Annotated in this window: 21 protein-coding genes; 17 read left to right on the top strand and 4 right to left on the bottom strand. The window is 31.1% G+C overall.

Annotated features, from left to right (window positions below; all coding sequences use genetic code 11):
* Nucleotides 1-17: 17 nt before the first annotated feature.
* The 4 genes from CUEA01_RS15265 to CUEA01_RS15250 all read left to right on the top strand — a co-directional run bounded on the left by CUEA01_RS15265 (nucleotide 18) and on the right by CUEA01_RS15250 (nucleotide 5603).
* Nucleotides 18-872, top strand: coding sequence for a carbohydrate ABC transporter permease (locus CUEA01_RS15265; protein WP_234122546.1), 855 nt, complete (start codon nucleotides 18-20; stop codon nucleotides 870-872).
* 215 nt (nucleotides 873-1087) lie between these two features.
* Nucleotides 1088-1381: a transposase gene (locus CUEA01_RS15260; RefSeq protein ID WP_234120546.1), complete on the top strand. Its 294-nt coding sequence runs from the start codon at nucleotides 1088-1090 to the stop codon at nucleotides 1379-1381.
* Nucleotides 1378-2334, top strand: a complete 957-nt coding sequence (locus CUEA01_RS15255) for an IS3 family transposase (protein ID WP_234117968.1) — start codon at nucleotides 1378-1380, stop codon at nucleotides 2332-2334. Before CUEA01_RS15260 ends, CUEA01_RS15255 begins: the two co-directional genes overlap by 4 nt.
* Nucleotides 2335-2969: 635 nt before the next feature.
* Complete coding sequence (locus CUEA01_RS15250) at nucleotides 2970-5603, top strand: PRD domain-containing protein (RefSeq protein ID WP_234122545.1); 2634 nt, start codon at nucleotides 2970-2972, stop codon at nucleotides 5601-5603.
* Between the two features lie 178 nt (nucleotides 5604-5781).
* Here the strand turns inward: CUEA01_RS15250 and CUEA01_RS15245 are convergent, their stop codons facing one another.
* On the bottom strand, nucleotides 5782-6219 hold the full coding sequence (locus CUEA01_RS15245) for a DUF3284 domain-containing protein (protein ID WP_234122544.1): 438 nt from the start codon (nucleotides 6217-6219) through the stop codon (nucleotides 5782-5784).
* A 320-nt stretch (nucleotides 6220-6539) separates the two neighbouring features.
* Here CUEA01_RS15245 and CUEA01_RS15240 point away from each other — a divergent pair, with 320 nt between their 5' ends.
* From CUEA01_RS15240 to CUEA01_RS15215, 6 genes are all read left to right on the top strand, one after another.
* A complete protein-coding gene (locus tag CUEA01_RS15240) occupies nucleotides 6540-6848 on the top strand; it encodes a PTS lactose/cellobiose transporter subunit IIA (RefSeq protein ID WP_234122543.1) in 309 nt (102 codons plus the stop codon).
* A gap of 18 nt (nucleotides 6849-6866) precedes the next feature.
* Nucleotides 6867-7169, top strand: coding sequence for a PTS sugar transporter subunit IIB (locus CUEA01_RS15235; protein WP_234122542.1), 303 nt, complete (start codon nucleotides 6867-6869; stop codon nucleotides 7167-7169).
* Between the two features lie 24 nt (nucleotides 7170-7193).
* Nucleotides 7194-8489, top strand: coding sequence for a PTS sugar transporter subunit IIC (locus CUEA01_RS15230; RefSeq protein WP_234122541.1), 1296 nt, complete (start codon nucleotides 7194-7196; stop codon nucleotides 8487-8489).
* Between the two features lie 64 nt (nucleotides 8490-8553).
* The gene (locus CUEA01_RS15225) at nucleotides 8554-8691 is read left to right on the top strand and encodes a hypothetical protein (RefSeq protein WP_234122540.1); all 138 of its coding nucleotides are present in this window, start codon (nucleotides 8554-8556) and stop codon (nucleotides 8689-8691) included.
* Nucleotides 8692-10173, top strand: coding sequence for a family 1 glycosylhydrolase (locus tag CUEA01_RS15220; RefSeq protein ID WP_234122539.1), 1482 nt, complete (start codon nucleotides 8692-8694; stop codon nucleotides 10171-10173).
* Between the two features lie 174 nt (nucleotides 10174-10347).
* Nucleotides 10348-10734, top strand: a complete 387-nt coding sequence (locus CUEA01_RS15215) for a DUF2500 domain-containing protein (protein ID WP_234122538.1) — start codon at nucleotides 10348-10350, stop codon at nucleotides 10732-10734.
* A 287-nt stretch (nucleotides 10735-11021) separates the two neighbouring features.
* Here CUEA01_RS15215 and CUEA01_RS15210 read toward each other — a convergent pair whose 3' ends face one another.
* Nucleotides 11022-11762 carry an NADPH-dependent oxidoreductase gene (locus CUEA01_RS15210; RefSeq protein WP_234122537.1) on the bottom strand — a complete coding sequence of 247 codons (741 nt, stop codon included), beginning with the start codon at nucleotides 11760-11762 and terminating at the stop codon, nucleotides 11022-11024.
* Nucleotides 11763-12190: 428 nt separating this feature from the next.
* On the opposite strand from CUEA01_RS15210, the gene CUEA01_RS15205 reads away from it, so the two are divergent.
* From CUEA01_RS15205 to CUEA01_RS15195, 3 genes are all read left to right on the top strand, one after another.
* Entirely contained in the window at nucleotides 12191-12568 is a 378-nt protein-coding gene (locus CUEA01_RS15205; protein ID WP_234122536.1) for a DUF1304 domain-containing protein, read from the top strand.
* Nucleotides 12569-12872: 304 nt separating this feature from the next.
* Nucleotides 12873-13598 carry a DsbA family oxidoreductase gene (locus CUEA01_RS15200; protein ID WP_234122535.1) on the top strand — a complete coding sequence of 242 codons (726 nt, stop codon included), beginning with the start codon at nucleotides 12873-12875 and terminating at the stop codon, nucleotides 13596-13598.
* Between the two features lie 23 nt (nucleotides 13599-13621).
* A complete protein-coding gene (locus tag CUEA01_RS15195) occupies nucleotides 13622-14440 on the top strand; it encodes a nitroreductase family protein (protein ID WP_234122534.1) in 819 nt (272 codons plus the stop codon).
* A gap of 144 nt (nucleotides 14441-14584) precedes the next feature.
* Here the strand turns inward: CUEA01_RS15195 and CUEA01_RS15190 are convergent, their stop codons facing one another.
* Nucleotides 14585-15214, bottom strand: a complete 630-nt coding sequence (locus tag CUEA01_RS15190) for an FtsX-like permease family protein (RefSeq protein WP_234122533.1) — start codon at nucleotides 15212-15214, stop codon at nucleotides 14585-14587.
* A gap of 88 nt (nucleotides 15215-15302) precedes the next feature.
* Complete coding sequence (locus tag CUEA01_RS15185) at nucleotides 15303-16844, bottom strand: PucR family transcriptional regulator (protein WP_234122532.1); 1542 nt, start codon at nucleotides 16842-16844, stop codon at nucleotides 15303-15305.
* A 128-nt stretch (nucleotides 16845-16972) separates the two neighbouring features.
* Here CUEA01_RS15185 and CUEA01_RS15180 point away from each other — a divergent pair, with 128 nt between their 5' ends.
* From CUEA01_RS15180 to CUEA01_RS15165, 4 genes are all read left to right on the top strand, one after another.
* Complete coding sequence (locus CUEA01_RS15180) at nucleotides 16973-18943, top strand: oxidoreductase (RefSeq protein ID WP_234122531.1); 1971 nt, start codon at nucleotides 16973-16975, stop codon at nucleotides 18941-18943.
* A 391-nt stretch (nucleotides 18944-19334) separates the two neighbouring features.
* Entirely contained in the window at nucleotides 19335-20735 is a 1401-nt protein-coding gene (locus CUEA01_RS15175; protein WP_234122530.1) for an amino acid permease, read from the top strand.
* A 408-nt stretch (nucleotides 20736-21143) separates the two neighbouring features.
* Nucleotides 21144-21638 (top strand): QueT transporter family protein, encoded by a 495-nt coding sequence (locus CUEA01_RS15170; RefSeq protein ID WP_234122529.1) that lies wholly within the window; start codon nucleotides 21144-21146, stop codon nucleotides 21636-21638.
* Nucleotides 21639-21651: 13 nt separating this feature from the next.
* Nucleotides 21652-22437, top strand: a complete 786-nt coding sequence (locus CUEA01_RS15165; RefSeq protein WP_234122528.1) for a class I SAM-dependent methyltransferase — start codon at nucleotides 21652-21654, stop codon at nucleotides 22435-22437.
* Nucleotides 22438-22704 lie beyond the last annotated feature (267 nt).

The following is a 22704-nucleotide window of genomic DNA, read 5'->3' as shown; positions in this document are numbered from 1 at the left end:
ATAGAGGAGCATGGAAAATGAGTATTAATAATAATTCGAAAAGTTTTGGAGGGAAAATTGTAAATAAGTTATTATATGTTTTTCTTATTGTGTGGGCTATTATACAAATATTTCCGTTATATTGGTTAGTAACTTTTTCTTTTAAGGATAATGATGAAATATTTGGTGGTAATTTAATTGGTTTGCCTGGTAAATTTTTGTGGAGTAATTATCAAAAGGCATTAGTAAATGCAAAGGTTGGAGTATATTTTGCTAACAGTATAATAGTTACTGGAGTCACTATAGTTTTAACTGTAGCAGTTTCATTAATGGCTTCTTATGCATTAGTTAGAATGAAGTGGAAGTTTAGGGGCACAGTGCTTTTCTTGTTTATGGCGGGGTTAATGATACCTATTCATGCGGCATTACTACCAGTATTTTTAATATTGCGTAAGGTTAATTTATTAGATACTTACTGGGCATTAATTTTACCCTATGTTGCATTTGCCATCCCCATGGCTGTTCTTATTCTTACAAGTTTTATGAGAGCTATTCCTAGAGAAATTGAAGAGGCTGCCTGCATTGATGGTTGCAGTATTTATAGAATATTTTTTAGTATAATTATGCCTATTTTAAGACCAGCAATTGCAACAATTTCTATATTCACATTTTTACAGGCCTGGAATGAATTAATGTTTGCAACGGTGTTCATTAGTAAGGATTCGTGCAAGACCTTGACAGTAGGAATTCAATCCATGGCTGGAAAATATTCTACGGATTGGGGTCCTATAGGTGCAGCCTTGGTGGTTGCAACATTACCTACAATTATTATTTATCTTTTAATGAGCAGTCAGGTTCACAAGAGCTTAACAACTGGTGCAGTAAAGGGATAAAGAAGCCGATACTCTCTGATAGTCCATAAATTTTTATAAAAATATAGGGGGGTCGCACAAAATTATTTTGTACACAAATTTAAACATTGCGAACCAACTAAATCAAAGTACAAAGTACAGAGTACAAAGTACAAAGCTCATAGGCCCCCTCATAAAGCTGGAATAATTCACTCAGATAATTTAGAATTAATTTAGAGCTTTAAGAGGAGGTCTTTATGAATTTTACAAGAAAATATACAGAAGAAGAAAGAGTGAACATGGTAGAAGAGGCTCTCCAATATGGTAGCAATTCGTTGGTGGCAGCTAAATATAATATTAATCCTGGACTACTTTCTAGGTGGAAGTCTTGCTATCGCAAGTATGGGCAAACATTAATGCAAAAAAAGCCTAAAAAACTTGATGGTCCAATACCTGATTACAAAAAGCAATGTGCATTGCTTACGAAAGAAAAAAGGGAACTAGAACTAGAAATTGCTGTATTAAAAGATATGTTAAAAAAAAAGATTTGAATCTTTTTGATCCATTTATCTTTGCAAATGACTGGATTTCTACAGGAGCTCCAACTTTAATGTTGCTTAATATTATTGGATTAAAATCATCAACATATTATCGTTGGCGAAGCCTGATAGACCAACCATTCAAACCAATTAAAAGGAATGACGGAGTCATACCTGGATTTAGTTATATCAATAACGAACTTTGTAAAAAAGTCTATGACATTCATATTCAAAAATACATTAAGGACATTCTGAATGATCAATATGGAAAGTTTTATGGATATAAGAAAGTCACAGCAGTATTAAGGGAAACATATAATCTAAAAATAAACAAAAAGAAAGTGTATAGACTGATGGCTCTAATGGGTGTTTTAAGGGCACAAAGAAAGCATATACAACATTATAAGCGTATATGTAAAAACCATGAAATTAAAACTTCAAATACTTTGTGGGAAATGGATACGAAGTACATTTATATAGCCGAGACACGACAAGTAGCCTACTTGGCATCTATAATAGACATCTTTGACAGAAGTATTATTTCATGTGTATTATCTTTATCACCTAACTCAGAAAGTGCTAAAGAAGCAGTGTTAAAAGCCTTATATTCGCGCAAAATCAAAGGAAAATCAGAAAGCTTAATAATCCGCACTGACAACGGATCTCAATTTATTGCACATGATTTTGAAAAACTGTGCATTAGTGAAAAAATAACACATGAGCGAATACCAGCTAAAAGTCCTAATTACAACGCTCACATAGAATCATATCATAGATATCTTCAAGATGAGTGTCTTGCAGGAAAACTATTTAAAAACTTTAAAGAGGCTGAGGAAACCATTATGAACTATGTTAATGGGTATAATACTAAACGCATACATTCAGCAATAGGTTATAAAACACCTGATGGTTTTTACAATCTAAAAAATTCTAATTTTAAAGAGAATTTAGTTGTAAGATTATAATATTGATATGGTACTGAAAATCAGTACCATATCAAAAAAATGAAATTCTAAGAATTAGCGAGTATTTGAATAAATTATTCCCATTCTGGGGGGCCAATCCGAAAGAAGGATGATTTACCTTTCCTTGCGTCAGGTAAATCTTAAACTTAACTGTTGTTAGCGAAGCTAACAACAGTAATGACGCGATTGCGTAAGCAATAAAAAATAAGTTATAAGATTTTCTGTAGCAAAGCGGAAGAAAATCATCCTTCACTGTACTTTATACTTTGTACTTTGGTTTAATGCTTCGCAATAATTTAAAGTTACGTATTAAATAAGCTTAGTGCGCCACCCCTTTTTATATAGTTTATAAGTGGTTTATTATAAGTTGAATACTTTGTTGTTGTAAAACAATCACTTTAAATTTATAATAAAAGTATGATATCTTTATACAAGGATACAATAACAATGAAAATAAGAGAATTGCTAATGAAAATTCAAAGGGAATGTACTATAAAACTAATTAAAGATGGAGCTAAAATCATCCTTCACTGTACTCTGTACTCAGTACTCTGAATAATGGTTTGCAATATTTAAAATTTGTGCACAAAAAATTTTGAGCTACAGCCCCATCCATATATGAGGAGAGTAATAAAGTGAAAACTGTAAAGGAAACTGTATATGAATTCATACAACAGGAGATTTATAGTAAAGATGAAAATAAAAATGGGTTAGAAACGAAAACGATTGCAGAAACTTTAGGCTTGCATCGTTCTAATGTAAGTGCTTTATTAAATGATCTAGTAAAGGAAGGAAAACTTGTCAAGACAACAACAAGGCCGGTTTATTACAAGCTTCCACAGCAAAATAATCCAAGCGCAGAAGAATCATGCTTTACTGAATTGATTGGTTATAATGGCAGCTTAAGAAATGCAATTCAATTAGCAAAGGCAGCAATTTTATACCCGCATTCTAGTTTAAATGTTTTACTTTCTTCAAAGACGGGCTGCGGGACAACTTATTTTGCATCTTTAATGTTTGAATTTGCTAAAGAAATGGGCGTTTTATCAAAAGATGCTTCTTATGTAAAAATTGATTGTAGGCATTATTCTAAAAATGTTTCTGTATTAAGTGATGAATTATTTGGAACTGAAGATGATTTAAGCAACAGCTGTTTTGCAAAAGCACAGGGGGGAATGCTTTTTATCGATAATGTTGATTTGTTAGATGCTAAGCAGCAAAGTCTTCTTTTTAATTTTCTGGATACAGGGAGGATTTATTCGGAAGATAAATCTAAAGTTTTAGATTGCAACGATTTATTTTTGGTATTAGCATGTTCTCCACAAAGCAATTTACAGATTAACCGTTTGATCCCAGTTACTATAGAACTTCCAGAATTGAAAGAACGTTCTATGAAGGAACGCTTTGAATTTATTAATCATTTTTTTAAAGTTGAAGCAGCTAATTCAGATCGCTCCATAGAGGTTACTATGGAATCGATTAAAGCATTGCTATTATCAGACTTTGTATATAATGTAAAGGGTCTAAAACTTGATATTAAAGCAGCATGTGCAAATGCTTATGTTAGGGTAGTTAATGAGCCGGAGCAGAATATTTGTGTATGCGTTAATGATTTTAAAGGACAAATTAAAAACGCACTGCTAAAACTAAAAAGTTTTGCTTCTGAAATTGATTCACTTACAGGAAATAGAGAAGTTATTATTTACGATAAAAATATTACTAATGAAGGATATTATGATTCTAACACCTCGGCTGATATGTATTCTGAAATAAAAAAGCAGTATGATGAACTATCAAACCTTGGAATTAATGACAGTGGCATTGCAAACGTTATGAATACGCATATTCGCAATTTGTTTAAGAAGTATCGTTATTACAACGGATTTGATAACTCAAATAATTTGGAACAGCTTTCCAAAATTGTAGATGAAAGAATCATAGATATCGTTACTCATTTTTTTAATAATGTTAAAAAGGAACTTGGAATACATTTAAAATCAAATGTATTTTATGGTCTCTGCTTACATATAAACTCATTACTAACCTTAAATTTTAATCATCAACGGGTAGATGATGACCAAATTGTAAAAATTATTGAAGATTATCCGCAAGAATATGCTGCCAGTGTAGAATTTGCAGAAATTTTAAAAGAAAAAATGAATTTGGATTTACCTATCCATGAGATTGTACTTATTTCTATGTTTTTGATTGAAGCGGATGAAAAAGATGATGATGGACATCCTGTTTTACTTTATATTATGCATGGCAGCCAAACTGCTTCCTCTTTGAGGGATGTTACTAATAGTTTAACTCAGTGTAATAATGCATATAGCTATGACTTGGCTTTGGATATTGGAGTAAAGCAAGCTATGGGGGAAATTAAAGCCTTGATTGAAAAGATTGATTGTGGACAAGGCATTATTGCTATATATGATATGGGTTCTATAAAAACAATTCTTGAAACTATTGCAGAAGAAATTGACATCAAAATTAGATACATTAATATTCCTGTTACTCTAGTTGGAATTGATGTTGCAAGAAAATGTGCAATGGAGAATGACATTGATTATGTGTACCATATGGCTAATTTAGAAATTAATAATATGCAGAAAAATGAAGAAAAACACAATAGTGTTATTATTACGCTATGCCATACAGGAGAAGGTGGGGCAATGCAATTAAAGCTCTACATAGATAATTATTCAAAGCTAGGAATGAAGACAATAGCTTTATCAATATCTAAACGTGATGAGCTTTTAAAGGAAATTTTGGAACTTAAAAAAACGTATCATATTCATAGCTTTGTTGGAACCTATGATCCTAAGTTGCTTGGTATTCCATTTATATCTATTAAAAAGATTTTTGAAAGACCTAAAGAGGATTTAGATCGTATATTAATGTTTGAGCCTTTAAATGCATCTTTGTTTGATTATAATGATGTATATCAATATTTGGAGGAACAATTTAAATATGTATCAATATCTAAACTAAAAACTGTATTGCCAGACATTATTGATAAGTTTAGTATGTACTATTCACTAACTGAAGACCAAAGAGTTGGATTGTTTATGCATTTAGCCTGCTTAGTTGAAAGATTATTAGAAGGCAAATCGGTAGGTAGTAATGCTGATAAAAATAAGATTATTTCATTATTTGAAGATGATTATAACGCTATTGTTAAAATACTAAAAGTTTTAGAAAAGACTTTCAAGATTATAATAGATGATAATGAAATTGTGACGATTATCATGATTGTAAAGAAAATCTAAAAAGGCAGAGTAAAGAGTAGAGAGTAGAGTGAAGGATGATTTTTCTACGCGAGCGTAGAAAAATCTTAAACTTAATGTTTGCTCAATTGCACCATTTATGGTGCAGAGAGCAGCTGAAAATGTTAAGTTTTAAGATTTGCCTGACGTAAGGAAGGCAAATCCACCTTCACTCTACTCTCTACTCTTTACTCTCTACTCTGTTTTTCAGTATTTTCTTTTCCATATCATATAGAGTATCTGTCATTCTTCCATAGTAAACGGCTTCACTAAATAGTCTCATCAATTTGTTATGCTTTTCACTTTTAAAACTTTCAAAACATTGATTAAACACAATCTTTAAGCCAGTATCTACTACTTCAGTTTCAAAGGAAATTGTAATTGTGTCAGCAATTGATTTGATTTCTGACTTGTAAACTGCACCTCTTTCATAATCTAATATGGATATATCAGTACGAGTAAGAGCGTCTTTATCCTGTTTTGCATATTTCAATCCTTTCTTAATATCATTTACGCTTAGTTCCTTACCTGTGCATTGATAAATATTAGATAAGAGATCGTTTTCAAGCAAATCGTAAAATTCTTTTTCGGTTATTTTTAATATTCTTGTTAGCTTCATAGGTACATTATACCATACAGAATAGCATCTATTGTGGGATAAAAATCATAAAAGTATAAAAGCAAAAAAAGTATACTTTTAAATAACATCATTAAACACTAAATAAAAATGAATATAAAAAATTATACACTAGATTAAAAATAACAAAAAAATGCGCATATGTACAAAAAATAAGTGTGTTAAAAAAAATATACTAGACACAAAGTGTATAAAAGCCTCTTTTTTAGCCATTGAAAACGTTTTGACAAATATCTTTTTATACACTAAAATGAAATCAATCCAAAGATAACACATTAATTAAAAAAAAGGAGGAACGACAAATGGATGATGAAAATGATATGATATCAATGACAATTATTGCAAATTCAGGAGATGCACGTTCTTTTGCATTTCAAGCACTAGAGGAAGCTAAAGTAGGAAATTTTGAAGCGGCAGATGAGCTTTTAGCAAAATCTAAAGCGTCAGCAGGTATTGCTCATAAAGCACAAACAGATTTACTAGTTAAAGAAGCTAATGGGGACAAGCAAGATATTAATGTATTACTTGTTCATTCACAGGATCATTTAATGACAAGCATGCTTGCTTACGAACTTATTCAAGAAATTATTTTACTTTATAAAAATAAATAAATTAAGGGGGACGAGAATATGAAAATTTTATTAGTATGTGCGGGTGGAATGTCAACAAGTATTTTAATGAAGAAGATGGAGGCTTACTGGAAAGAAGTTGGAGAAGAACTTGAGATTAAAGCGGTAGGATTATCTGAATATCAGGATGTATATCAGAAATATGACATTGTTATGGTAGGACCTCAAGTATCATATCGTTTAAAGGAGATAAAGGAAAATACAGGATTACCTTGTTCAGCAATTCAATCTTTTGATTATGCTATTGCAAATTGTCCTAATATTATGAAATTGGCAAAGAAACTATATGATGAAAAAAAATAATTAAAATGAGGGGGATAATATACAATGGAAAAAATATTTGAAAGCAAATTTATGATAAAGCTTCAGGAATTTGGACAATCTTTGGGTAGAAACAAATTTTTGGCTGCATTGCAAGCGTCTATGATGTCATTAATGGGTATTATAATGGTTGGCGCTATATCACAAATTATTTGTTCAGTTTGCGACGAAAAAATGTTTAATTTGTTTTCTTCAACGAGTAAAATATATTCAATCATATACTTACCTTACCAATTTACAATGAACACTTTATCCTTGTGGGTAGTTGCATTCTTTGCATATAATTATGCAAAAAATTTAAAGATGAAATCTCCAATTATGAATGCTATTGATGCTTTAGTGTGCTTCTTATTAGTTGCTGGTGCATTAATAACTAGTAAAACAGGTGTTACAAGTATTGATATGACTTATCTTGGAGCTCAAGGTATGTTTATTGGATTTCTTGTTGTATTTATATCTGTACACATTGAAAAATTTTGTGCAGATAAGGATATTCGTATTAAAATGCCAGATGTTGTTCCACCTTTCTTGCAGGATGGTTTCTCAGCAATTTTACCGTTATTATTTAGTGCAATTTTCTTTTTAGTTATTTCATCAGTTGTATCATCAGCTACAGGTGGAGCTTATAATGTATGTTCTGGATTTATGAAAGTATTAGGATACCCACTAGGTGCATTAACATCAGTTCCAGGTATGTTTATCCTTGGCATTTTTGCTGCACTATTATGGTGCTTTGGTATTCATGGTTCTATGGTTGTTGGTACAATTCTTATACCTCTAATGATACAAGCAGCGGTTACAAATGGACAATTACATGCAGCAGGAAAGCCATTAGTTTTCTATCCAGTTGTATTATGGTCAGCAATATGTATTTGTGGTGGTACAGGTAATACTCTACCCCTTGCATTATTTGGATTGCGTTCTAAATCTAAGCAAATTAGTGCCGTTGCAAAAATTTCTGCTGTTCCAGGATGGTTTGGAATTAATGAACCAATGACATTTGGTATGCCAATTATGTACAATCCTATTCTTTGTATCCCTTATATTTTAAATATACCACTTGTTATGCTTATAACATTGATAGGATATAAAGTTGGCTTCTTACAACCTGCATGGATTACTATTATGGCACTATTACCAATGGGCTTTGGGTCATATTTAGGCACATTAAGATGGCAAAATGCAATTTGGGACTATTTAATGATAATTCCTTCTGCAATTGTTTGGTATCCATTCTTTAAGATTTATGAAAAACAATTAATTGCAAAGGAAGCTGCTGCTTTAGCTGCAGAACAAGAATAATGAGAAGTAACATCATTTTGGAATATTAAATAATATAGTTATATTTTTCATATGTAAAGAATTTATGATTGGTTATATGATTTACGGAATTACAAATTATCCTATGAAGGAGATACTAAAGAGATTAAAGAAAGATAGTTTTTATTGGTACAAAAGGGTTGTAGAAATAAATGGTCAAAAATTAGAATTGGAGGGTGAATAAATGAAAGGATTTCCTAAAGAATTTTTATGGGGCGGTGCAACAGCTGCAAATCAATATGAAGGTGCATGGCAAGAAGGTGGAAAGGGTATAAATACATCTGATGTAATGACTGCTGGGTCTCATACCGTTCCACGTCAAGTGACTTATAAAAATGTAAAAACTGGTGAGACAGGTTCTATGGTTGGCATGTCACCAAATGTGAGATTTGAGGAAGATTGTATTCCTGCGGTTATCGATGGTGAATATTATCCAAGTCATACGGCAACTGATTTTTATCATCATTATAAAGAAGATATTGCGTATATGGGCGAAATGGGCTTTAAAACTTTCCGTTTAAGCATGAACTGGGCACGTATTTTCCCAAATGGTGATGATGCTGAGCCTAATAAAGAAGGTTTGAAATTTTATGATGGAGTTTTTGATGAATGTGCAAAATATGGCATAGAGCCATTGGTTACTTTATCACATTATGAAACACCAATTAATTTAGCAATTAAATATGGCGGCTGGACAAACAGAAAATGCATAGGTTTCTTTGAAAATTATGCAAAAACAGTTTTTGAGCATTATAAAGGAAAAGTGAAATACTGGCTTACTTTTAATGAAATTAATTGTATGGAATTTTGTCCATTTGTTGCAGGTGGAGTTACTGATCCAACACCTCAAAATAAAGCACAAGCTGCCCATAATCAATTTGTAGCTAGCGCAAAGGCAGTAAAAGCAGCTCATGAAATTAGTGATGAAATTAAAGTTGGACAAATGCTTGCATATCAACCAATTTATGCGTATACTTGTGATCCTCTAGATCAATTAGATGTTATGGAAAGATCTCAAGGAACCTTGTTTTATGCTGATGTACAGACAGGGGGGCATTATCCAGCATATAGGCTTAAGAAATATGAAAGGGAGGGTGTTGTATTAGATACTGAACCTGAAGATTTTGAACTTCTTGAAAAGTATTCAGCTGACTTTTTAAGCTTTTCTTGCTATGGTTCTGGTACATTTACAACACATGACGATGTTGATAAGTCTGGCGGAAATCTTATGATGGGAATAAAAAATCCATATTTAGAAACAAATGCTTGGGGATGGACAATCGATCCAGCATGTTTAAGAATTGCATTGAATACTTTATATGATCGCTATCATAAGCCATTGTGGATTGTAGAAAATGGTATTGGCTGGGATGATAAAAAAGAGGAAGATGGAAGTGTACATGACACATATCGTATTGAATATTTGCGTAAAAATATTAAATCCATGAGAGATGCTATTAATATTGATGGCGTGGATTTAATGGGTTATACAATGTGGGGCTGCATTGATTTGGTTTCTGCTGGAACTGGAGAAATGAAAAAACGTTATGGTTTTGTTTATGTAGATCGTGATGATTTAGGAAATGGAACTTTGGAAAGGAGCAGGAAGGACAGCTTCTATTGGTACAAAAAAGTAATTGAAACTCAAGGAGAAGATTTAGACTAATGGTAAAAAGACTGCAGTATTATAACTGCAGTTTTTTTTATGCAATAAAACCGAGGAGTTTTTGCGTTAAGCTACATGAAAATAAAGGGCCATTTTTACTATTAATTTCTAGTATAAGGTGTTAAGACATAGTATAATTAATTATATTATTAAGAATTTAAAGGGGGAAAAGCTATGCTGCCATTTGACAATCCTATGGGGGGCTTTGATGTTTATCAATTTTTCTTTATTGGTATTATTGCACTAATTTTTATTGTTTTAATCATTAGTATAATGAAAGGAATTATAACTTGGAACTACAATAATTCACAGCCAAGGTTAACTGTTAATGCTAAAGTTGTGGCTAGAAGAGAAAATGTATCATCACATACGCAATTTGATGAGAATAACATGTCCAATGTAAATTCAAATACTTCATATTTTTTAACCTTTGAAATTGAGAGCGGAGATAGAATGGAATTTAAAGTTAAAAGTAATGAATATGCTATGATAGCAGAACAGGATAGGGGGAGATTGACTTTTCAAGGAAGAAGATATTTGAAGTTTGAAAGGATGTTATAAAGTATTTAGAGTACAGATGACGGAGTACAGCGTACAGTGAAGGATGATTTACCTTTCCTTGCGTTAGGTAAATCTTAAACTTAACTGTTGTCAGCTTCGCTGAATAGAATTAATGCTACGATTGCGTAAGCAATCAAAAAATAAGTTTTAAGATTTTCTGTAGCAAAGCGGAAGAAAATCATCATTCACTCTACTCTTTACTCTCTACTCTGAAAAAAGGTTCGTATTTTTTTATTTTATACACAAAGTAATTCTAGTGTAAGTTAAAAAAATTATGTGAAAAGAAATTACTTGCGCTTAAAGCCCTGTTTTTCCATAGCTGGTTCTACATTAGGATAATAAACCGATTGATATATTCTTGAAGTAAAAGTGCTCCAATCTTTTTCTACTTCCAAACGTCCAATGTCTTTTAAGTATTCACTAATTTGATTATCATAAATATCAATTGATTTTTCAACTGCAGCTGCATCATATTTTTCATTATGTTTAAAGCTTTCAAAAGGAACTCTTGGTTTCTTATGAGAGTGGTCTTTTGGGTAACCTACTACTAATCCTACCATTGGGAAAGTGTATTTAGGTAATCCTAAAAGTTCTATGACTTCTTCAGGATTTTTTCTAATGCCTCCAATAGGCACAATTCCAAGCCCAAAAGATTCAGCAGCAATTATTGAAGCACCTAAAGCAATTCCAACATCTACTGAACCAGCTTCAATACCTTCAATATTTTCATGAATTACTTCCTTTAAGCCAGTTTTTTCACCAGCAAGGTAAGGTCTATAAAAATCCATAACAAAGACTAAAAATACAGGAACCTCGGCTACATACTTTTGGTCTCCTACAAGTTCTGAAAGCTTTTCTTTTGTTTTCTTATCTTTAATAACAATGACGCTAGTTTGCTGGCCATTAATTGAATTTGGCATAGCTTGAGCTGCCTTTACAATTTCGTCGACAATTTCATCTGGAATATCTTTATCCAAGTATTGTCTTATTGATCTATGGTTTTTTATAATTTCTATTGTATTATTCATAATTATACCTCACTTTATTTACGTTAATATTTTATATATCTATAGTAACACTATTGAGAATCAAAATCAATAGAGCAAAATTAAATTTTGAAAAATATTATTATTGAATAAAATTTTAACTTTGAGCAAACCTTAAGAAAGTATTTGGATATTCTTATAATTTCCTGTGTATAGAAGAGTTATGCATCATAAAAAATAGGGCTGTCACACAAAAATTATTTTATACACAAATTTTAATTCGTAATAATTGTAAGTTACGTATTAAATAAGCTATTGAGATAGCCTCATTTTTGAAATTTATTTATTATTTTATAGATGTATATTGACAATAGAATTTAAATTGTGTAAAATTTAATTACACAAAATGAAATATGGGTTTGCAATTTATTTATTCAAATAAAAAGTTATAGTTTGAGAGGTATTTTAAAATGATAAGTTTAATTTTGAATATTTTAGTTTTTGCAGTAGCAGCAGAACACATTTTTATAATGCTACTTGAAATGTTTTTTATACAATCAGCAGTTGCAAAAAGAACATTTAACATAAAAAAAGAGCTGCTTTGTAAAGAAGAAGTGAGGGTTATGTTTGCTAATCAAGGCTTGTATAATGGCTTTTTAGCAGCGGGATTAATTTGGAGTTTTTTTGCACCTGAATTTATGATAGTTCCATTAAGAATTTTTTTCTTAGCCTGCGTAATTATAGCCGCTATATTTGGTTCTATTACAGCTAATAAAAAAATTTTATTTAAGCAAGGAGGCTTGGCTATATTAGCATTTATCGTATTAATAGCAAGCATGAGTATGTAAATATAAAAGAAATATATATAGTGAAACTACTTGCAAACTAGAGATTGCGGATGCCAAGTTTATCCTGTTAGCATTAGTAAAATTCACAATTCACGATGCACAATTCACAATGAAGGATGATTTTCTGCCGAAGCAGAAAATCTTAAAAATAATAAATTATAAGACTTTTCGTAGTGTTAACGGAGAAAAATCATCAATCATTGTGCATTGTGAACTGTGAATTGAAAACATTAGCATAAGGATACATTTGGTATTTATAATTTCAATGTTTCAAGTTGTTTATCTATACAAGGAGGAATGAAAGATGAAAATAGAAGTATGGTCTGATTTTGTATGTCCATTTTGCTATATAGGGAAAAGAAGATTAGAAGAAGCGGTAAAAAATTTTGAATATAAAGAGGAAGTAGAATTAGTTTTTAGAAGTTTTGAACTTGATAAAGATGCTAAAAAGAAATATGATGAAAATATAAATGAAATTATTGCAAAAAAATATGATATACCAGTAGAAGAAGCAAAGTCATTAAATGATCAAATAGTTTTACAAGCAAAAGCTGTTGGTCTTAACTATAATTTTGATGGTTTAATACCAACAAATACTTTTGATGCACATAGATTATTGCAATATGCAAAAACTAAGGGAAGAGCAAATGAATTAGAAGAGAGAATTTTAAAAGCATATTTTGTAGAGTCTTTAGATATATCAAATTATGAAATATTGGCTAAGCTTGCTTTTGAAGTAGGACTTGATAGTAATGAAGCTTTAAAGATTTTAGAATTCAATGAGTACGGGGAAGAAGTAAGAAAAGATGAAGAAAAAGCTTTAAAACTTAAAGTTAGTGGAGTTCCTTATTTTGTATTTGATAATAAATATGCTGTATCTGGTGCACAACCATCTGAAGTATTTTTAGAAGCACTTCAAAAGGTAAAAAAAGAAGAGCTTTCATCAAAATTAATAGAAGTTGAATCTGAAAATAAAGACAACGAAGCATCTAAAGGAGCAAATTGTTCTGATGGAAAATGTAGAATTTAAATAGTTATTTAAGGGGTAAAAAAATGAGTAATGTATTTAATAAACCAATTAGTGAAATAATTAAAGGAAGACATTCTGTAAGAAGCTATAAGAATATAGAATTATCAAAGGAAATACTAGAAAAGCTTCATAATTACCTAAATGAAATTAATAATTCAGAAGGAATTTTTGGTGGAAGTGTTAGAGTAGAATTAGTTCAAAAGCACGCCGAAGAAAAAGAAGTAAAACTAGGTACTTATGGAGTAATAAAAGGTGCTAATTATTATTTAGCAGTAGCTTATAAAGAAAGTGATTATGCTCTTGAGGATTTGGGGTTTTTATTTGAAAAAGTAATTTTGTACTGTACATCTTTAGGTTTAGGAACAGTTTGGTTAGGCGGCACTTTTAATAAAAGCAATTTTTCAAAGGCTGTACAATTAAGTGAAGCTGAGAAATTGCCAATAGTAGCACCAGTAGGTATTGAGGAAGAAAAGAAATCTATTATTGCAAAGGTATTTGCAGGAAGCTCATCTAAGAGAAAAGATTTCGGTGAAGTATTTTTTAATGAGAAATTTGATAGTCCATTGACCTATGAAGAAGCTAAAGACTATAGTGAAGTTTTAGAAATGGTTCGTATTGCTCCATCAGCTATGAATAAACAACCTTGGAGAATATTGAAGGAAGGCAATAACTATCACATATACTCAGAAGGAAAGTCAGAAATAAGTAAAATTGATATAGGAATTTGTATGTGCCATTTTTACTTGTGTGCGAAAGAAAAAGGATTAAAAGGTGAATTTAAAGTTTTAAACAATAAAACAAATGATAAATATAAATATGTAGCATCTTGGGTTGCATTATAATAATAAATTATGTAAAGATAAACCACTTGAAACTTCAAAATTAATTTGTATCAAAATGCCGTCTTCTTTGCATTATGATGCAAATTGATTTTGGTAGTTGAACTGGTTTATCTATATGCTAAGCTGTAATCAAATAAGAAAAAATCACACAGCTAGGAATTTTCGTATACTCCACATACTTATTAGGGCACTTATAATTGTTCCTATAAGTATAAAAATCCAGGACATAGTTGTAAGTACAAAAGATGGTTTTATTAAACTTATGAACAATGATCCCGGATATGGAGTTGCTTTTTTATATGCAAAGCTGTATAGAAAATAAATTGCTATTATTGATCCAAGTGAACCTAAAAAACCAATAATCATGCCATCAAAAATAAAAGGCCATCTAATAAACCAATCTGTAGCCCCAATATATTTCATTATGCCAATTTCTTCACGTCTTGAATAAGCAGCAAGTTTTATTGTGTTACTGATTAAAAGAATTGTAACAGCTGCAAATATGAGAAAGAGTGGTAAACCTACTTGTCCAACTGCTTTTGCAATTTGATAAAGCTCTTCAGAAATATTTTGATTAATGTTAACTTCCGTTGCTTTCTTCACAATATTAATTTGAGAAATACTAACCTTAACATTTAATAATAATAATAAAAATAATCCCAAAGTAAATAAGGTTATCATCATTGTAGAGATACTTATGATACTAATAGTAGTATTTCTTTTAATGTTTTTTAATGCATCTTTAAAAAATAGATTTAGTGTATCAATTTTCATAATTTACCTATCATCCTTATATAAATTAGTTGCTTATATTTAACAATTTTAACATAATAAACAATGTAATTCAAATTGCTTATTTATATTATCTTATATCATTATAGTTTATAATCAAGCATGAATAATACAGTTCAAAATTGTGATAAAAGTCATTAAAATCAAGATTAAATAGTTCTTTGATTTTTGTAATACGATAAGTTACAGTATTTTTGTGTATAAACAGTACTTTTGAAGTTTTGGCTAAGCTTTTATTACAGGCTAAGTATTGAAATAAGGTTTCAAAATAATTTGTATTATGTTCTATATCATAATGTTTAATTTCTTTCACGGCTAAACAGCAGTAATCAAGAAGTTTATTGTTGTCATCAAAGTTTTCAATTAAGTCGTAAAATTTATAGTTATCATATAAAACAATGGTATCATCATCATTTAAAATAGATGAAAAATGGAGAGCACTAATAGCTTGGTGGTAGTATTTTGGAAGCAAGTATAAGTCCGTAAACAAATCGCTTATTCCAGAACGTAAATTATTATTTAGAAGAAATTTTTCGAATTGTTCTAGGTTATTTTTTTTGTTAGTTGCTCGTCCATCCATTAAAATTACAATATGTTTTTTATAATAAACTGACCATGCATCGGGTAAGGATTCTTTAATAGATTTTTTAAAAAGTTCATTTAGTGAGTTGAAATTTTTATAAGTTGATAAGTCTACCGTTATAGCCTTAAATGGTATATTAACATCAAATACACTGCCCCTTATACCTTCATAAAAAGTAGTCCTGTTAATGAAATTAGAATCTAAAATATCGACCATTAAGCCTTCATAGGTTTGGTTTTTATTGTGCATAGTTATATTTCTTTCAACACTTACCTCTTTTGCAATCACATTGCTTATAAGTAAATACATTGAAGCTTCTGTTTCGTCAAATTTACTGTTTGATTCAATTGCAATATAATATCCAAGAAATAATCCGTTTAGTATAAGTCTGCTAAATTTTCTTGGTATGGGGCTCATAACACAAAGCGTTATAAAAGGTTCGTTAGTTTCAGGTTCATTTTTTATGCCTTCGAGATTATTTAGAGCTGCAATATACTCGTAGGTTAAATATCCTCTTGCAATATTTTGCTTCCACTGATAGTCCTCAACTGGAATTGATTTTGAATAGGCTAAGACATTGTAACTAGAATCGATTACAATCAAAGGATTATTAATGAGTTTTGCAGAAAGGTTTACAATTTGATTTAAATTATTGCTTTCTATTAAAGCTTTAAAAAGCAGTGAAGAACCACTTGGAAGTTCGGATTTTTTGCTTAGCATATCATTTATAGAATTAAATAGAGAAAAAATATCTGTATTTTTAGGAAATTCACAAAGAGTAATTTCTTTAGATAAAATTTTAGAATAGTCAATATTCTGAGATTTTATGAGGAATAGTGTGGTCTTCTCGGGAATGTTATTAATTTTTTTTATTATAGAATTATATCCTAGATATAGAGTATCTTCACAAAAAGAAGTTTGTCCATCAGTTAAAAATTTAATATTTATAAAATTATCTGAGCTTCTGCATTTTAATAAATGTGGAAGAAAATTGGAAATTGAAGCTAATATATTTGTTAGGGTAATCATAAGAAACATCTCCAAACGTTATTGTGCTCATAGAACAAAATTACGAATATTTATTGTTTTATTATACTATGGTTTTTGATATAAGACAATGTTAAAATTATAACAATCAAACTTGGAGGTGGATATTTATGTATGCTAAATTATTTGAAAGTGGTAAAATAGGAAAATTACAACTTAAAAATCGAATTGTTATGGCAGCATTAGCAGTGGGAGCGGCAAACCCTGATCAAACGATTGGTGAAGATATGATAGAGTATTATTTAGAACGTGCAAAAGGTGGTGCGGGCTTAATAATTGCTGAAAACACTCGTGTAAATGACAAGCATGGTGTGGCTGCTAAACGTCAAGTTTCTGTTGCAAGGGATGAACATATAGCGCCACTTAAAAAATTAGTAGATGTTTTGCATAAAGAAGGAACAAAGTTTTTTATACAATTGCACCATCCTGGTAGGGAAACTTACTCAAATTTAAATGGTAACAAGCCAGTGGTTGCTCCAAGCGCAATACCATGTGGTGTTTGCAGAGAGGAAACTCGTGCCCTTGAAACAAGTGAAGTAGAGGCTTTAATTCGAGATTTCATTAATGGTGCTAAACGTGCAAAGGCAGCAGGAGCAGATGGAGTTGAACTTCATGGAGCTCATGGATATATGATTTCACAATTTTTAAGTCCATATACTAACAAGAGAACAGATAAATATGGCGGAAGCTTTGAAAAGCGTTTTAATTTTGTAAAGGAAATAGTTTTAGGAATAAAAGAAGCCTGCGGACAAGACTATCCAATAAGCGTTCGTTTAACGGTAGATGAGCTTTTAAAGTTAAATGGAGTAAAAGAAGAATATTTGGATTTAGAGGCAGGCATTAAAGTATGCAAAGAGCTTGAAAAAATAGGCGTAGATGTTATAAATGTATCTAATGGAATATACGAAACCTTTAACTCTTTGTCAGAACCTATGACTTATCCTCAAGGAGTGAGAACACCTTTAATTAAAGCGGTAAAAGAAGCCGTAAGCATTCCTATAATTGCAGTTAATATGATTAAAGAGCCTTGGTTTGCAGAAAAAATGATTGAGGACAATTTAGTTGATTTTGTAGGTCTTGGAAGAGCAATGGTAGCAGATCCAGAGTGGCCTAAAAAAGCCTTCGAGGGAAGAGATGAGGACATAAATCGTTGTATTTCTTGTACCTTCTGTTTTGAAACCTTACTAAGTCAAGTTATCCCCGATCTTGGACCAATTAAATGTGCAGTAAATCCAAGGGCTGCTCACGAACTTCAGTATAAGGAATTTAATAAAAATGGAGCTGGAAGAGTGGTAGCTGTTGTGGGAGCGGGTGTAGCTGGACTTGAAGCTGCAAGAGTACTTGCAATTAGAGGTTTTAAGCCAGTGGTTTTAGAAAAGACAAATAAAATTGGTGGACAAATTAACATTGCAGACAAGCCTCCGAGAAAGGAAAAAATTGATTGGATTGTAGAATATGAAAAAACTCAGCTAGGAAAGCTAGGAGTTGAAATTAAGTTAAATACAAAGGTTAACCTAGAATATTTAAAAACAATGAAGCCTTATGCAGTATTCATAGCTACAGGAGGAAGTCCAATAGTTCCAAAGGTTATTGAAGGTGTTAGTAGACCAAATGTATGCACTATAGATGATGCACTTACAGGAAAAATCATAATTAAAGGCAAAAAAGTTGCATTAATTGGTTCAGGAGCATCTGGACTTGAAACAGCAGAGTTTTTATGTGAAAATAAAAATGATGTTTCTATTATTGAAATGCAAGATGCTATAGGTAAAGGCATTTATGTGCAGCACTACCTAGATGCAATGGATAAGTTAAGTAAGTTTAAAATTAATTATATGCCATCTAATAAGCTGTTAGCAGTAACTGATACAGGAATTAAATTAGAAAATACAGCAGAAAATAAGATTATTGACTATGCAGTAGATTATGTAGTTTTATCTTTAGGAGTAAGGTCAAATAATGAGCTAGTAGAAGCTTGCAAGGCAAATTTTGAAAATGTAAGAGTTATAGGCGATGCAGCAGCCGTCGGAAGAATTGAATCTTCTGTAAGAACTGCTTTTGATGCTGCGTTTAAGCTCTAAAAGTTAAAAAAGGAAAAATAAGTGTATTAGAGGATAATTAATATCCTGTAGTACACTTATTTTTGAATTAATTTTATCTCTTTGATAGAACTCAACTCATCTTATTCATAGACTACTATATTTTAAAGTGGTTGCAGTAAATTAAGAATTTTACGAAAATATAAAAAATTACATCAAAAATTCAAAAATCCTAAAATTGTGATAGTATATTACCTGTAAAACAACATACAAGTGTCTGTGTAAAAGAAACAAATTGTAAGTAAATGGTTTTAATAATGAAATATTACCTATACTTATACCGAAATTCTAATTTTTAAAGCATTATACTAGAGGTGTAAGAGAATAGTTTACATGGAAACATTATAGCAATTGTTGGAAGGGGACATTTTAGGTGGAGGAAAAAGAGTTAACAAGAGGACTAAAAGCACGTCATATTGAATTGATTGCTTTAGGTGGAACAATTGGAGTCGGCCTGTTCATGGGATCGGCTAGTACAATTAAATGGGCTGGACCATCAGTGCTATTGGCTTATGGAGTAGCAGGTATTGCAATGTATATAATTATGAGAATCATGGGAGAAATGCTTTATCTTGAACCGGTCACAGGTTCCTTTGCTAATTATGCAAAAAAGTACATATCTCCGTGGGCTGGCTATATGACAGCATGGTGTTATTGGTTTATGTGGATAGCTGTTGGTATGTCAGAAATTACTGCCATGGGAATTTATATGAATTATTGGTTTCCTAAATTACCAGCTTGGATTCCAGCTTTAATTGGGGTGGCTATTCTTGCTTCTGCTAATATGATTTCAGTTAAATTATATGGCGAATTTGAATTTTGGTTTTCCTTGGTTAAGGTTGTTACGATTGTAGCTATGCTCATAATTGGATTTGGTTTGATTTTCTTTGGAATTGGCAATCATGGTGTAGCTATTGGTTTAAAAAATCTTACGGCACATGGTGGTTTCTTTGCCGGCGGCTTAAAAGGTTGGTTATTCGCATTATGCATGGTCACAGCATCTTATCAGGGAGTAGAACTTGTCGGTATTACCGCCGGGGAAGCGGAAGATCCGAAAAACACATTAAGAAAGGCGACAAAAAACATCATTTGGCGTATATTAATTTTTTATGTTGGAGCTATATTTGTAATTGTAACTATTTATCCATGGAATCAAATAAGCACGCTTGGAAGTCCATTTGTTCTTACGTTTGCTAAGATTGGAATTTCTGCTGCTGCTGGAATTGTAAATTTCGTAGTATTGACAGCTGCAATGTCTGGTTGCAATAGCGGTATTTACAGTTGCGGTCGTATGCTTTATACCTTATCGAAAAATGGACAGGCACCTAAATTTCTTGGGAAAGTAAATAAAGATGGTGTACCAGTGAATGCTATTAAAACAACTTTGGCTTGTTTGCTTATTGGTGTAGCTTTAAACTATATTTATCCACATTCTAAATTATTTGTTTATATTTACAGTGCAAGTGTACTTCCTGGTATGATTCCATGGATTGTTTTAAGCATCAGTCAAATAAAATTTAGAAAAGAACACTTAGCAGAAATGGAGGAGCATCCTTTTAAATCAAAATTTTTTCCATATGCAAACTATATTGTAGTGGCATATCTTTGTTTAGTTTTAGTTGGTATGTGGATTAATACTGAAACGCAGATGTCATTATTGATTGGTGCTATATTCTGTGGTATTGTTACTATTGGATATTTTGTTTTTGGTATTAACAAAAGAAACAATTTTAAAGTAGGAGAATTTGAAGATGAAAAAATAGAAGCTGAATAGCCATATTTCAATAGCTATGTTATAAATTGCACTTCTTGGTTTAATTTTAATGGCGTATCGATGCAGTAACAGAATGTAAAGAACTAATATGAATTAATCTTGGGGTTATTTTATATCTGAAAAAATGGTAATGTATAGTTTGTAATAATTTTATATATTTGATATAATCATAAAGGTAAAATTAATACTTAGTCAGTTCGAAAGCCTCCTGACTTAAAACAAAACTACGGTTAAATAATTAAGAACAGTAAAGATTTAAATTAATTTTATTAATGAAATCTTTTATATAGAGCAAATTGCATTATGCAATTTGCTCTATATATGTTGAGTTTATTTATCGTAGGATGTTTCTTACGATTTTTTGTTTTGGGGCTTAGATAATATTATTAGTAAAGTGGAGGAAATTAAGTGAAAATTGATAGTAAGCAGCAGAGATTGGCAAGGACAGCAATTATAGCAGCACTTTATGCAGTTATAACAATTATTTTTGCCCCAATAGATTATGGAAATATACAATTTAGAGTATCAGAAGTAATGGTGTTATTAGCATTTTTTGATCCATTTTATATTGTTGGGCTCACCCTAGGATGTTTTATTGCAAATATTCTCGGACCAAATGGGGTAATGGATATTATATTTGGTACTATAGCAACCTTTATTAGTGTTAGTGCTATTTCCTTTACGGGAAGACTTATACGTAATAAAAAAAATTCCTTAGTAATAGCATCGCTTTGGCCTACAATTTTTAATGGGCTAATAGTTGGATGGATGCTTAACTATGTTTATAAATGGCCTTTAATTTTATCAATGTGCCAGGTTGCAATTGGCGAATTTGTAGTGGTTACAGTGGTTGGAGTACCAGTTGTAAAGCTTATACAAAAAAAATACGGTAAATTTATATAAGTGGAGGCAAAGTATGTCAAATGAATTGGAAAAGTACTATAATAAATTTTGTGAAGATAAAAGATTAACAAGAAGGCATGGACAAGTAGAATATACAACTTCAATGAAGTATATTCACGAATACTTACAAAATAATAAGAATGCAAAAATCCTAGATGTTGGGGCAGGGACAGGAAGATATTCTGTTGAACTAGCAAATGAAGGCTATGATGTTACTGCTATTGAACTTGTAAAGCACAATCTAGGTGTTTTAAAGTCAAAGGGAAGTGCAGTAAAAGCATATCAGGGAACAGCATTAGATTTATCAAGATTTTCAGAAAATACCTTTGATATGACGCTTTTATTTGGGCCAATGTATCATTTGTATACCACTGAGGATAAAGTAAAGGCATTACAAGAAGCAAAAAGAGTAACAAAAATTAATGGAACTATCTTAGTTGCATATTGTATGAATGAATATAGTGTAATAATCTATGGCTTTAAGGAAAATAATATTCGTGAATGTATTGAGAATGGAAAGCTTGATGAGGATTTTCATGTTTCAGCAAAGCCTGAAGATTTATATGATTATGTAAGAATTGAAGATATTAATAAGATAAAAGATGAAGCAGAATTAAAAAGAATAAAAATAATTGCAGCAGATGGACCAGCTGATTACATGAGACCTGTTTTGAATGCTATGGATGAAGAAACTTTTAAGCTTTTTATTAAATATCATCTTTCTACCTGTGAAAGACCGGAACTGCTTGGAGCAAGCTCGCATACAGTTGATATTTTAAGGAAGGAACCTAAAGCTTAAAGATAGGATATAAGGAGGTGACTACGTATGAAAAGATCATCAAAATGTATTGTGAAACAAAGCTCCGTGCAAAGGCTACATGAAAATAGGAGATAGATTTTGTTCGGGGCTTAGTTTTGAATATAGATATGCCATTTCAACTACCAAAATCACTTTGCATCATAATGCCCAGAAGACGGCATTTTGACACAAATTAATTTTGAAGTTTCAAGCGTTATATCTCTAGTATAAATTAAAATATTTTTGTGTGGTTTTTGCTTTATATTT

The organism is Clostridium hydrogenum (assembly GCF_021432385.1).
Taxonomy (GTDB): domain Bacteria; phylum Bacillota; class Clostridia; order Clostridiales; family Clostridiaceae; genus Clostridium_S; species Clostridium_S hydrogenum.
This window is presented reverse-complemented; position numbering and strand designations above follow the sequence as displayed.